Source organism: Actinomycetospora sp. CA-053990, assembly GCF_050948445.1.
GTDB lineage: Bacteria > Actinomycetota > Actinomycetes > Mycobacteriales > Pseudonocardiaceae > Actinomycetospora > Actinomycetospora callitridis.
Genome location: NZ_CP192043.1, coordinates 1,311,699 through 1,323,950, shown reverse-complemented (window position 1 = coordinate 1,323,950; position 12,252 = coordinate 1,311,699). Strand labels below are relative to the sequence as shown.

Annotated in this window: 14 protein-coding genes; 8 read left to right on the top strand and 6 right to left on the bottom strand. The window is 74.9% G+C overall.

What is annotated here, in order from left to right; all coding sequences use genetic code 11:
- Positions 1-39 precede the first annotated feature (39 nt).
- The 3 genes from ACQPYN_RS06865 to ACQPYN_RS06855 are packed head-to-tail and all read left to right on the top strand — an operon-like array spanning position 40 to position 3,411.
- A complete protein-coding gene (locus tag ACQPYN_RS06865; protein WP_433034973.1) occupies positions 40-1,275 on the top strand; it encodes an alpha/beta hydrolase in 1,236 nt (411 codons plus the stop codon).
- Positions 1,276-1,312: 37 nt separating this feature from the next.
- Positions 1,313-1,939, top strand: a complete 627-nt coding sequence (locus ACQPYN_RS06860; protein ID WP_433034970.1) for a hypothetical protein — start codon at positions 1,313-1,315, stop codon at positions 1,937-1,939.
- Complete coding sequence (locus tag ACQPYN_RS06855) at positions 1,936-3,411, top strand: protein adenylyltransferase SelO (protein WP_433034967.1); 1,476 nt, start codon at positions 1,936-1,938, stop codon at positions 3,409-3,411. Before ACQPYN_RS06860 ends, ACQPYN_RS06855 begins: the two co-directional genes overlap by 4 nt.
- On the opposite strand, the gene ACQPYN_RS06850 is transcribed toward ACQPYN_RS06855, so the two are convergent.
- Positions 3,396-5,075 (bottom strand): FAD-dependent monooxygenase, encoded by a 1,680-nt coding sequence (locus ACQPYN_RS06850; RefSeq protein WP_433034964.1) that lies wholly within the window; start codon positions 5,073-5,075, stop codon positions 3,396-3,398. The genes ACQPYN_RS06855 and ACQPYN_RS06850 overlap by 16 nt on opposite strands.
- Before the next feature lie 228 nt (positions 5,076-5,303).
- Between ACQPYN_RS06850 and ACQPYN_RS06845 the strand changes: the two genes are divergently transcribed.
- The 3 genes from ACQPYN_RS06845 to ACQPYN_RS06835 are packed head-to-tail and all read left to right on the top strand — an operon-like array spanning position 5,304 to position 7,518.
- Positions 5,304-6,395, top strand: a complete 1,092-nt coding sequence (locus ACQPYN_RS06845) for an LLM class flavin-dependent oxidoreductase (protein WP_433034961.1) — start codon at positions 5,304-5,306, stop codon at positions 6,393-6,395.
- Positions 6,395-7,006: an FMN reductase gene (locus tag ACQPYN_RS06840; RefSeq protein WP_433034958.1), complete on the top strand. Its 612-nt coding sequence runs from the start codon at positions 6,395-6,397 to the stop codon at positions 7,004-7,006. The genes ACQPYN_RS06845 and ACQPYN_RS06840 overlap by 1 nt, the downstream gene beginning before the upstream one ends.
- A gap of 26 nt (positions 7,007-7,032) precedes the next feature.
- On the top strand, positions 7,033-7,518 hold the full coding sequence (locus ACQPYN_RS06835; RefSeq protein WP_433034955.1) for a VOC family protein: 486 nt from the start codon (positions 7,033-7,035) through the stop codon (positions 7,516-7,518).
- On the opposite strand, the gene ACQPYN_RS06830 is transcribed toward ACQPYN_RS06835, so the two are convergent.
- Both ACQPYN_RS06830 and ACQPYN_RS06825 read right to left on the bottom strand, forming a co-directional pair.
- Positions 7,515-7,715 carry a hypothetical protein gene (locus ACQPYN_RS06830; protein ID WP_433034952.1) on the bottom strand — a complete coding sequence of 67 codons (201 nt, stop codon included), beginning with the start codon at positions 7,713-7,715 and terminating at the stop codon, positions 7,515-7,517. The two genes, ACQPYN_RS06835 and ACQPYN_RS06830, sit on opposite strands and share 4 nt — an antisense overlap.
- A complete protein-coding gene (locus ACQPYN_RS06825; RefSeq protein ID WP_433034949.1) occupies positions 7,712-9,232 on the bottom strand; it encodes an MFS transporter in 1,521 nt (506 codons plus the stop codon). Before ACQPYN_RS06825 ends, ACQPYN_RS06830 begins: the two co-directional genes overlap by 4 nt.
- A gap of 50 nt (positions 9,233-9,282) precedes the next feature.
- On the opposite strand from ACQPYN_RS06825, the gene ACQPYN_RS06820 reads away from it, so the two are divergent.
- Together ACQPYN_RS06820 and ACQPYN_RS06815 are read left to right on the top strand one after the other, a co-directional pair.
- Positions 9,283-9,960: a TetR/AcrR family transcriptional regulator gene (locus ACQPYN_RS06820; RefSeq protein WP_433034946.1), complete on the top strand. Its 678-nt coding sequence runs from the start codon at positions 9,283-9,285 to the stop codon at positions 9,958-9,960.
- The gene (locus ACQPYN_RS06815) at positions 9,957-11,174 is read left to right on the top strand and encodes a cytochrome P450 (RefSeq protein ID WP_433034943.1); all 1,218 of its coding nucleotides are present in this window, start codon (positions 9,957-9,959) and stop codon (positions 11,172-11,174) included. Before ACQPYN_RS06820 ends, ACQPYN_RS06815 begins: the two co-directional genes overlap by 4 nt.
- Positions 11,175-11,321: 147 nt before the next feature.
- On the opposite strand, the gene ACQPYN_RS06810 is transcribed toward ACQPYN_RS06815, so the two are convergent.
- The 3 genes from ACQPYN_RS06810 to ACQPYN_RS06800 are packed head-to-tail and all read right to left on the bottom strand — an operon-like array spanning position 11,322 to position 12,246.
- Positions 11,322-11,489, bottom strand: a complete 168-nt coding sequence (locus ACQPYN_RS06810) for an alpha/beta fold hydrolase (RefSeq protein ID WP_433034940.1) — start codon at positions 11,487-11,489, stop codon at positions 11,322-11,324.
- A complete protein-coding gene (locus ACQPYN_RS06805) occupies positions 11,486-11,878 on the bottom strand; it encodes an alpha/beta fold hydrolase (RefSeq protein ID WP_433034937.1) in 393 nt (130 codons plus the stop codon). Before ACQPYN_RS06805 ends, ACQPYN_RS06810 begins: the two co-directional genes overlap by 4 nt.
- The gene (locus ACQPYN_RS06800) at positions 11,875-12,246 is read right to left on the bottom strand and encodes a DUF1330 domain-containing protein (RefSeq protein WP_433034934.1); all 372 of its coding nucleotides are present in this window, start codon (positions 12,244-12,246) and stop codon (positions 11,875-11,877) included. The genes ACQPYN_RS06805 and ACQPYN_RS06800 overlap by 4 nt, the downstream gene beginning before the upstream one ends.
- Positions 12,247-12,252: the final 6 nt, after the last annotated feature.

The window sequence follows — 12,252 nt, the reverse complement described above, 5'->3', positions numbered from 1 at the left end:
ACCGACGCGCGGGCCGGCGGGCGTGCTTCGCTGTCGGACGTGACCGACCAGGACGTGGCGGACCGCGACGCCGGGCCGGCCGGCCCGCGCCGATCCGGGCCGCTCGGCGTCGTCGCGCTGGTCGTCCTCGCCCTGGCGTCGCTGTTCCTCGTCGTCGCGGCGCTCACCGCGCTCGTCCCCGGGTCGTCACTGCTCGGCGCGCAGGGCTCGCCGGTGGTGGTGGTCGTGTGGGGGCCGCCGCTGCTGCTCCTCGGCCTCGTCGTGACGGCCGGGGCGTGGCTGCTGCGCCGGGCCCGGCGGACGGTCGCGGTCACGGTCGTGGCCGCCGTCGCCACCGTCGCGACCCTGGCACTCGCCGGGGCCGTCGGCGCCGTGGTGGCGGCGACGCTCGGCGGCGGCGGGAGCGTCGACCCCCTGCGCGCCGTCGCCCTGCCGGGGCCGCCGGCCGCCGAGCCCGACGCGCACCCGATCTACCTGACGACCCCCGAGGGCGAGGACCTGCACCTGTCGGTCCTGCGGCCGCGCGCGGCCACCCCGGCCCCCGTGTTCGTCTGGGTGCACGGCGGCGGGTGGCGCACCGGCTCCGAGCTCGACCGCACCCCGGATTTCCGGCGCCTCGCCGACGAGGGCTGGCTCGTCGTCTCCGTCGAGTACACGCTCACCCGCCCGGGGCGCCCGACGTGGGACGTCGCGGGCCCCCAGGTCGCCTGCGCGCTCTCCCGCGTCGCCGAGCACGCCGCCGAGCAGGGTGGCGACGCCCGCCGGCTCGTGATCGGCGGCGACTCGGCGGGCGGCCAGCTCGCCCTGTCCGTGGGCTACGGCGCCGCGGCCGGCACGCAGACCGCGGCGTGCGCGTCGCCGGTGCCCGTGCCGGTCCCGCGTGCGATCGCCACCCTCTATCCGGCGGTGGACCTCGCCGACACCTACCGCCACGGGCGGGGCGCGCAGGAGTTCGCCGTCGGCTACACGGGCGGTACCCCCGAGCAGGTGCCGGACCGCTACCGGGCCGTCTCCGCCGTCGACGCGCTCGCGGCCGTCCCGGGGGCCGCCCCGCCGACACTGCTCATCGTGCCGGCGCGCGACCGGCTCGTCCCGCCGTCGGGTGCCGACGGCTTCGTCGACGCCGCGCGGGACGCCGGGGTCCTCGTCGAGCGTGTCGACCTCCCGTTCGCCGACCACGCCTTCGACACGGGCCCGGACGGCTCGCTCGGGCACCAGGCCGCGTTCTCGGTGCTCGGGCGCTGGGCGGGGGACCAGGTCGGGTTACCGCGGTGAGCTGCGTCCCGTGATCCGGATCGGGTAGGCCCGGGACGTGGAGCGCTTCGACGGGTGGATCGCCGGCCTCGGCACGGCGGCCGGACTGCGCGTGGTGATCGGGCACTGGCCGACGTCGCCACTCGGGGCGTTCACCGACGTCATGGTCGAGCGCCCCGACGGCCACCGGACCCTCCTGGCCCCCGACGAGCGGGTGGCGGAGTTCGTGGGCGCGACCTACACGTTCGACGAGACGCGCCTCGGGGCGGTCACCCACGAGGAGCTCGGCGACTGCCACCGGGTCGTCACCGACGACCTGGAGGTGACCCTGCGGGTCGGCGGGCGCCCGGCGCTCGGGTGGCTGCTGCGCGCCGTGCCGTCGCGGCTGGCCACGGGGCCGCGCTGGATCGCCGCCCTCGACGCGATCGCGCGCCGGGTGCTGCCCGGCGTCCGCACGGTCGGCACCGCCGGGGGCGGGCGCACCGAGTACTACGGCGCCCGCGACCTGCACCGCGTCGTCGACGCCGCGGTGACCTTCGAGGGCCGCGACCAGGGCGCGCTCGGCCCGGTGCGCCCGCCCGTGCACTTCGGCTTCGGCTCGACGCCCAGGGCACCGTCGCTCGTGCGGATCACGACGCTGATCCGGCGTGACGATCGGCCGACGTGGTTAACCTCGGATCCATGACCGTCGCCGACACCCGGCCGATGTTCGCTCTCGACGACTGGTTCGTCCGCGACCTCGGTGGCCTCTACCAGGCGTGGCAGGCGGCGCCCTCGCCGTCGCCGGAGCTCGTCGCGCTCAACGAGGAGCTGGCCGGCGAGCTCGGGCTGGACGCCGAGGCGCTGCGCAGCCCCGAGGGCGTCGCCGTGCTCGCCGGCGCGGCCGTGCCCGCCGGCGCGACGCCGGTGGCGCAGGCCTACGCCGGCCACCAGTTCGGCAACTACTCCCCGCGCCTCGGTGACGGCCGGGCGCTGCTGCTCGGCGAGCTCACCGACACCGCGGGGCGGCGCCGCGACCTGCACCTCAAGGGCTCGGGCCGCACGCCGTTCGCCCGCGGCGGGGACGGCCGGGCGCCGCTCGCGCCGATGCTGCGCGAGTACGTGATCGGCGAGGCCATGCACGCGCTGGGCGTCCCGACGACGCGGGCGCTCGCCGTCGTCACCACCGGCGAGAGCGTGACCCGCGAGACGACGCAGCCCGGCGCGGTGCTGGCGCGGATCGCGTCGAGCCACCTGCGGGTGGGCTCGTTCCAGTACGCCGCGGCCACCGGCGACGCCGACCTCCTGCGTCGCCTCACCGACCACGCGATCACGCGCCACCACCCCGCGGCGGCGCAGGCCGAGCGCCCGGCGCTGGCGCTGCTCGAGGCCGTCGTCGAGGCCCAGGCGTCGCTGATCGCGCAGTGGATGGACGTCGGGTTCGTGCACGGCGTCATGAACACCGACAACATGACGATCTCCGGCGAGACCATCGACTACGGGCCCTGCGCCTTCATGGACGCCGAAGACCCCGCCACGGTGTACAGCTCCATCGACCACGGCGGGCGCTACGCCTACGGCCGCCAGCCCGCGGTCGCGCAGTGGAACCTGGCGCGGTTCGCCGAGAGCCTGCTGTCGCTGATCGATGACGACGCCGACACCGCGGTGCAGCTCGCGACCGACGCCGTCTCGGCGTTCGGCGAGCGCTACACGCGGCACCGGTCGGCCGGTCTGCACGCCAAGCTGGGGCTCACCGGCGAGCACCCCGAGCTGGTGGAGGACCTGGTCACGCTGATGGCCGAGCAGCACCCCGACCACACGCGGTTCTTCCGGGCGCTGTCGTCGGCCGCGCGCGGGGACGACGCCCCGGTGCGCGACCTGGTGATCGACCGGGAGGCCGTCGACGCGTGGCTGGAGCGCTGGCACGCCGCGCTGGCCGGCGACACCCGGCCCGCCGCGGAGATCGCGGACGCCATGGACCGCGTCAACCCGGTCTACATCCCCCGCAACCACCAGGTCGAGGCCGCGCTCACCGCGGCCGTCGACGGCGACCTCGCGCCGTTCCACCGGCTGGTCGCGGTGCTCGCCGACCCGTTCACCGAGCAGCCGGGCCAGGAGGCCTACGCCGCCCCCGACCCGGCCGGCTCCGCGGCGTACGTGACCTACTGCGGGACCTGAGCCGACGCGGTCGCGCCGGCCGCGGCACCCTGCGGGGCCCGGGTCAGGGTGGCGAGGTGGAGGGCGAGCGCCTCGGCCGTGAGCGGGCGCGCGGTCCAGCCGACGTAGCCGTCGGGACGGACGAGCACCGCGTCGCCGCCCCGCACGCCGTACGTCGCCGCGAGGTCCCCGGCGCCGTCGAGCAGGTAGGGCTCCCCGGAGGCGTCCAGCGCAGGCCCGAGGTCCGGGGCGCCGACCACGTGCACGCGCACCGGCAGGGCGCTCGCGGCCGCGACCGCCCGCGCGGCGGCGACCTCGGCGACCTGGTCGAGGTCGGCGACGTAGGCGAGCAGCGCGAACTCCGTCGCGGCGAGCACGGCGTGCAGGCGCAGCGGGTCGGTGACCGTGGGACGGCGCAGGCCGCGGGCGTCGGGGGCCCGCTCGCCGGGGAGCACCCCGAGGGCGGCGCCCGCGGCGCCGACGATCGGGCTGACGGGGTAGCTCACCAGCAGCTGGGCCTCGCGCCGCATCATCGTCGCCGGGTCGTCGGCGTCGAAGCCCTGCCGCGCCTGGCGCACCGTGCGCCCGACCACCTCCTCGCCCACCGGGTGGCGCTCGAGGTGGTAGCTCTCCAGCAGCGCGGGCTCCGCGACGCCGTCGACGACGAGCGCGAGCTTCCACGCGAGGTTGAGGGCGTCCTGGATGCCGGTGTTCATGCCCTGCCCGCCGGTGGGCGGGTGGATGTGCGCGGCGTCGCCCGCGATGAACACGCGCCCGACCCCGTACCGGGAGGCGAGCCGGTGGCTGATGCGGAACACCGACGACCAGCGCAGGTCGGACACGGTCGTCGGCTCCGGGGCGAGGCGGTCGACGACGGCCTGGAGGTGGTGCAGCTCGGGGGCGTGGCCGGACTCCAGGCCGTGGACGACGTCGTCGACGGGGGCGGCGCCGGCCGGGGCCGCCGCCGGGCGGGTGCTGAGCTCGGGCGGGGCGAGCATCGAGATGCGGTAGCGCCCGTGCTCCGGGAGCGGGATGGCCACGAGGATGTCGTCCGGGCCGTCGGGGACGGTGCGCGTCAGCCGGACGCCGAAGCCGGGCGGCAGCGACCAGTCGAGCACGACGTCGCCGAGCATGTACTCCTCGGCGAACGCGTCGCCCTCGAAGGCGAGCCCGAGCCCCTTGCGCACCACGCTGTGGGCGCCGTCGGCCCCGACGAGGTAGGACGCCCGGACCGTCTCCTCGCCCGCGGAGGTGCGGATCTGCGCCGTCACCCCGTCGGCGTCCTGGGAGAAGCCCACGAGCTCGGCCCCGCGCTCGACGGTGCCGCCGTGGCGGTGCAGCTCCTCGGCGAGCAGGCGCTCGGTCGTGTACTGGGGCAGGGACGTGAAGCCGTAGGGCACGTCCGGGGGCAGGTGGAGCTCCAGGCGCGCGACCTCGGCGCCGTCGACGTGCACGATCTGGCCGCGCATCGTCTGGACCTCGTCGAGCGCCGCGGTCAGCATGCCGGTGCGCTCCCAGTGCTCCAACGTCCGCGGCTGGAGCCCGACGGCCTTGGCGTAGTGCCGCGGCTGCTCGAGCGTGTCGATCACCCGGACCGCCACCCCGCGCCGCGCCAGCTCCACCGCTGCGGTCAGGCCGACGGGGCCGGCCCCCGCCACCAGGACGTCCTGCGCCTCGTCCGCCATACCCACTCCGTTCGTCACCGTCCGTCACCGACAGCGACCGCTCAGACCGGCCCGCGTATCGGAGACTGCTCTGTTCGGGGAACAGTGAGATCCACCCGTCACCTGGAGTACAACCGAGACCCGTCCGGGCGTCAACGATCCGGACAGGACATCCACCCGGAATAGCCGCGCCGCCTCGGCGGTTCTGCGGGGTGCAAGTTGAATCGTCAACTAAAGGAGCGCAGGGCCATGCAGTTCGGTGTCTTCTCGGTCAGCGACATCACCCCCGACCCGACAACGGGCCTCGCCCCCACCGAGGCCGAGCGGCTGCAGGCCGTCCTGCGCATCGCGGAGAAGACCGAGGAGGTCGGCCTCGACGTCTTCGCCCTCGGCGAGCACCACAACCCGCCGTTCATGTCGTCCTCGCCCACGACGACGCTCGGCTACCTGGCCGGACGCACGGAGCGCCTGCAGCTCTCCACCGCGACGACGCTGATCACCACCAACGACCCGGTGAAGATCGCCGAGGACTACGCGATGCTGCAGCACGTCTCCGGCGGCCGCGTCGACCTCACGCTCGGGCGCGGCAACACCGGCCCGGTCTACCCGTGGTTCGGCCAGGACATCCGTCAGGGCATCCCGCTGGCGGTGGAGAACTACGCGCTGCTGCGCCGTCTCTGGGACGAGGAGATCGTCGACTGGGAGGGGAAGTTCCGCACGCCGCTGCAGGGCTTCACCTCCACCCCGCGCCCCCTCGACGGCGTCGCGCCGTTCGTGTGGCACGGCTCGATCCGCAGCCCCGAGATCGCGGAGCAGGCCGCCTTCTACGGCGACGGCTTCTTCCACAACCACATCTTCTGGCCCGCCGACCACACCCGGCGCATGGTCGACTTCTACCGCCGGCGCTTCGAGCACCACGGCCACGGCGACGCCGACCAGGCGATCGTCGGCCTCGGCGGCCAGGTGTTCATGCGGAAGAACTCGCAGGACGCGGTGCGCGAGTTCCGGCCGTACTTCAACGAGGCCCCGGTCTACGGGCACGGGCCGTCGCTGGAGGACTTCACCCGCGAGACCCCGCTGACCGTGGGCAGCCCGCAGGAGGTCATCGACCGGACGCTGGGCTTCCGCGAGTACGTCGGCGACTACCAGCGCCAGCTGTTCCTCATCGACCACGCGGGCCTGCCGCTGAAGACCGTGCTCGAGCAGCTGGACATCCTCGGCGAGGACGTCGTGCCGGTGCTGCGCAAGGAGTTCGAGGCCCGCAGGCCCGCACACGTGCCCGACGCCCCCACCCACGAGTCGCTCGTGGCCGCTCGTCTCGCCCAGGAGGTGACGGTCTGATGACCACCCGCACCCTCGCCGTCGTCAGCGCCGGGCTCTCCTCGCCGTCGTCGACGCGCCTGCTGGCCGACCGTCTCGCGGACGCGACGACCGCGGCCCTGCGCGACCGCGGGGTCGACGTCCGCGTCGAGGTCGTCGAGCTGCGCGAGCACGCCCGCGACCTCGCCGACCACCTCGTCACCGGTTTCCCGAACGCCACGCTGCGCCCGGTGCTCGATGCCGTCGCCGGCGCCGACGGCGTCATCGCCGTGACGCCGATCTTCTCGGCGTCCTACAGCGGCCTGTTCAAGACGTTCGTCGACGTGCTGGACCGCGACGCGCTCGACGGCACCCCGGTGCTGCTCGGCGCCACCGCAGGCACGGCCCGCCACCAGCTGGCGCTCGACCACGCGATGCGCCCGCTGTTCTCCTACCTGCACGCCGTCGTCGCGCCCACCGCGGTGTTCGCCGCCGCGGAGGACTGGGGCGCCAGCGGGGTCGGCAGCGAGCTGGGCGCGCGTATCGACCGGGCGGCCGGGGAGCTGGCCGACCTGGTGGCCGCCCGCGCGCCAGCCGGTCCCGTGGACCCCTTCGCCGACGTCCCCGACTTCACCGCCCTGCTGTCCCGCTGATCCCGACCCACCGGAGAGGTACGCCCATGAGCACCGACATCGAGAACCGCCGCGACGCGCTCCGCGAGCGCTACCTGCGTCCCGTCGGCGAGCGGCCGGCGTCCACCGCCCGCGGTCTGCACCACACGGCGCTGGTGTCGAGCGACGTCGAGCGGACCGTGGCCTTCTACCAGGACGTCCTCGGCTTCCCGCTCACCGAGCTGATCGACAACCGCGACTACCCCGGCTCGTCGCACTTCTTCCATGACATCGGCAACGGCAACCTGCTCGCGTTCTTCGACTTCCCCGGGCTCGATCTCGGGCCGTACGCCGAGGTGCTCGGCGGGCTGCACCACGTCGCGATCAGCGTCGACCCGGCCCGCTGGGAGGAGCTCGTCGCGCGCCTGGCCGACGCCGGGGTCGAGCACGAGGTGCACAGCGGCGTCTCGGTGTACTTCCGCGACCCCGACGGCGCGCGCATCGAGCTGATCTCCGACCCGCTCGGCGAGATGTACGGGCACCAGGTGCTCTAGCGGGCCGGCACCGGGACCCGGTCGCCGAGCTCGACGTCGCGCACGAGGCCGTCGGTGCCGGCCAGCGGCTCGGCCCGGGCGATCCCGGACCACTGCACGACCAGCAGGTGCGGGCGGCCGTCGCCGGTCCGGCGCAGGGTGAACCCGCCGTCGTCCGCCGTCCGCCCGCTGCCGAGCTGGTGGCCGTCGGTGCTCACGACGGTGAGCACGGCGCCCCGGCGGGCCCGCCGCCGTGGCGCACCGTGCCGCGCACGAGCGGATCGGGCTCGGGGTCCGGCTCCGCCTGCGGCGCGGGCGTCGTCGTCGTCGAGGCCACCGGCGCCGGCCGCGGCGGGATGGCCGCGACGATCACCAGCGCGACGATCGCCGCCCCCGCGCCGAGCAGCATCACCAGGACGAAGGCCGCCTCGGTGGGGACACCGGCGGTCGTCACGAGCGAGGCCAGCAGCACGCCGGCGATGGCGCTCGCAAACGACGTGCCCAGCGCCCGCATGAGGTTGTTGAGGCTGTTCGCCGCCGCGGTCTGCTCGATCGGCACGGCGGCCATGATCAGCGAGGGCATCGCGCCGTAGGACAGGCCGATGCCGCAGGCGATGACGATCGAGCTGACCACCAGCTGCCAGACCGCGGCGTGGAACACGGCCCCGATGCCGTAGCCGACGGCCACGACGAGCGCGCCCAGCATCAGCGTGGTGCGCGGGCCCGAGGCGGCGCTGATGCGCGCGGACACCGGGGACATCGCCATCATGCACAGCCCGCCGGGGGCCAGCACCAGGCCCGCGACGAGGATCGACTGCCCGAGCCCGTAGCCGGTCGAGGTCGGCAGCTGCAGCAGCTGCGGGTACACCAGCGACATCGCGAACATCGAGAAGCCGAAGACGATCGACGCGGTGTTCGTGAGCAGCACCTGACGCCGCCAGCTGACGCGCAGGTCGACCAGCGGCTGGCGGGTGCGCAGCTCCCACCAGCCCCAGGCCAGCAGCACCACGGCCGCGACGACGAAGAGCGTCACGACCCGCGCGCTCCCCCAGCCCCAGGAGCCGCCCTTCGACACCGCGAGCAGCAGGGACACGAGCGCCACGGCGAGCCCGACCGCCCCCACGACGTCGAAGCGTCCGCCGGCACGCTGCGCGGACTCCGGCACCAGCCCGAGCACGCCGATCAGGACGAGGACGCCGAGCCCACCGGCCGCCCAGAACAGGACGTGCCAGTCGGCGGCCTGGGCGACGAACGCGGCCAGCGGGAGCCCGAGGGCGCCGCCGACGCCGAGCGAGGCGCTCATGAGGGCCGTCGCGGAACCGAGGCGCTCGGGCGGGAGCTCGTCGCGCATGAGGCTGATGCCCAGCGGGATCAGGCCGGTGGACAGGCCCTGCAGCGCGCGCCCCACGATCAGCGGGACCAGCGAGGTGGACAGCGCGGCCACCACCGAGCCGCTGATCAGCATGACCAGGCAGAACACCATCATGCGGCGCTTCCCGACCATGTCGGCGAGCCGCCCGACGACGGGCGTCGCGACCGCCGCCGTGAGCAGCGTCGAGGTCACCACCCAGGCCGTGTCGGCCGCGGGCGCCCCCAGCAGGCGCGGGAACTGCGGCACCAGCGGCACGACCAGCGTCTGCTGCAGGGAGACCGTGATCCCCGCGGCCGCGAGCACCGCGACGAAGATGGGGGCGCGGGGCGGTGCGGCCGTGGTTGCCGAGGACACGCCGCTCAATTTAAAGCACTCGATTGACAAACGCGAGGTGGGGTCGTTCACTCGGAGCCGTGCCCGCCAAGGCCCGGACCGATCGCAACGCCCACACCCGGACGACCATCCTCGACGCCGCCGAGCGCCTGTTCGCCGAGCACGGCGTCCACGGTGTGTCGAACCGGCAGGTCGCCGACGCCGCCGGCCAGGGCAACACCGCGGTGGTCGGCTACCACTTCGGTACCAAGGCCGACCTCGTGCGCGCCATCGTGCGGCGTCACACCACGGCGATCGAGCGCACGCGCGAGGAGATGGTCGAGCAGGTCGCCGACAGCGACGACCTGCGCGACTGGCTCGCCTGCCTCGTGCGCCCGGCGTTCGACCACCTCGCCACGCTGGGCTCGCCGACCTGGTACGCCCGCTTCGGCGCGCAGGTGATGACCGACCCGGCGCTGCGCGAGATCCTCGTCGACGAGTCGCTGTCGTCTCCGGCGCTGCTGCGCATCCTCGACGGGCTGCACGCCTGCCTGCCGAGCCTGCCCCCCGCGGTGTTCCGCGAGCGCGGTGACGTCGCGCGCCACCTGCTCGTGCACGTCCCCGTCGAGCGCGAGCGCGCCCTCGCCGACGGCGCCCCCACCACCCGGGCGACCTGGGCCGACACCGCCACCGGCCTCGTCGACGTGCTCGTCGGCGTCTGGCTCGCGCCCGTGACGGCCACCCCGGACCACCCGACGCCAGACCAGGAGCCCGTGTGACCCCCTCCCCCGGCACCACCATCCCCCTCGATCTCCGGCGCACCGGCTTCGGCCCAGCTCCGGACGCCGAGGAGCTGCGGGACGGCGCCGGGATCGCCCGGGTGCCGACGCCGTTCGGTCCGCCGGCGTGGCTGCTGACCCGGCAGGCCGACGTCCGCCGGATGCTCGGCGACGCCGACACGTTCGCCAACGGCTGGACCCCGGACGACCTCGCGGGTGACGACGGTGCCGTGCGCCGCGACCCCCGCCAGCTCTCCGGGGACCGCACCGGCAACCTGCTCTCGCTCGATCCGCCGGAGCACACGCGGCTGCGCAAGATGCTCGCCGGCGAGTTCACCGTGCGCCGGATGCGCCGCCTGGAGCCGCGCATCGTCGAGATCGTCGACGACCACCTCGACGCCCTCGAGGGGTCCGGCGCGCCTGCCGACCTCGTCGCGCAGTACGCGCTGCCCATCCCGTCGCTCGTCATCTGCGAGCTGCTCGGCGTGCCGCCGGGCGACCAGGACGAGTTCCAGGCGCGCACGAGCGCCCAGCTCGACACGGGGCTGCCGGAGGAGCGGCGGGTGGCGCTCGCCGCCGAGGCCCTGGCCTACATGCAGACCCTGGTGGCCCGGGCGCGGCGGGACACGGGCGACGACCTCATCGGCATGCTCCTGCGCGAGCACCCCGACGACCTCACCTCCGACGAGCTCGTCGGCATCGCGAACCTGCTGCTCGTCGCCGGGCACGAGACCACGGCCAACATGCTCGGTCTCGGCACGCTCGCTCTGCTCCGCCACCCCGAGCAGCTCGCCGCGGTGCGCGACGACGACGACGCGGTGGCGCCCGCCGTCGAGGAGCTGATGCGCTGGCTGTCGATCGTCTCGAGCGGCTCGCCGCGCCTCGCGCTGCGCGACGTCGAGATCGAGGGCGCGACGATCCACCGCGGCGACCTCGTGGTGTTCAACCTGCCGGCCGCCAACCGCGACCCCGCGGTCGTCGACGACCCCGACCGCCTCGACATCACCCGGGACGCCCCGCCGCCGCACGTCGCCTTCGGGCACGGCGTGCACCACTGCCTCGGCGCGCCGCTGGCCCGCATGGAGATGCGGATCGCCTTCCCCGCCCTGCTGCGCCGCTTCCCGACGCTGCACCTGGCGATCCCCGACGACGAGGTCGCCTGGGCCACCCGGCACGCCATCCACGGACTGGAGCGCCTCCCCGTCGCCTGGTGAAGGGTGCGGGAGACGCTTCGGTTTCCGAAGCATCCGTGTCAGGTCGGTCGAGGTCGGGCCGCGACCCGGTGGAAGCGGTAGGTGCTGCCGACCCCTCGCGCCGACGCTTCGATTTCCGAAGCGTTCTCCGCAAGTCGGGACCGTCCCTCAGACCGACGACCAGAAGTCCACGAGCACGCGCGCGGCCTGGTCGGGGTCCTCGGCCAACCACCAGTGCCCCAGGCCGTCGAGCACCGCGACGCGCGCACCCGCGCGCTCGGCCATCGCGCGACGCTGGACCTCCGTGCCCACGACGTGGTCGCCGGTGGCGATCACGGCGAGCCCGGGACGCCGTGCGTCTGCCAGCGCTGGGCGAGCTCGTGCCAGACGTAGTCGGGCGCGAAGCTCCCGACGACGTCGCCGACCCAGCTGCGCAGCAGGTCCGGCCGGGTCATGGCGACGCGCAGGGTGTGCCCGCCGCCGAGGTCGTGGCCGACGAGGCCGACCGGGCCGTGCTCCGCGACGATCGCCTCCAGCTCGCCGACGAGCCAGTCGCGGTAGGCCTCCGGGGTCGCCGGGAAGTCGTCGGGCAGCGGCGCGCCGAAGCCGGGCGGGGAGAGGCGCACCACCTGCTCCCTCGGCACCCCGACCGTCTCGAGAGCCGGCAGCAGGGGGTCCCAGACCGCCGCGGTCTCGGGGTTGCCGTGCACCAGCACCGCCGTCATGCCGCCCCCGTCACCGGCACGGTCGGCTGGAGGACCCCCTCGACGAGCGCCTCGGCGCGCAGGTGCTCGATCTGCTGGTAGGCGGGGTCGCGGATCATGGCGACGAAGTGCTCCCGGCTCGGGTAGCGCACCAGGAGCACCATGTCCCAGGCCTGCCCCTCCTCAGCCGCCAGGGCGCGTCCGCCCTCCCCGAGGTAGGTGATCTGCACGCCGTGGCGCCCACTCACCGCCCCCACCGCGTCGACGTAGCGCTGGTAGCTCTCCCGGCCGCCGTCGGGGCGGAAGCGCAACAGGTTCAGCATCACCACGGGCCCGCCGGGGTCCTCCGCCAGCAGGGTGTCCAGGGCGCTGTCCTCGAACTCGATCACGATGAC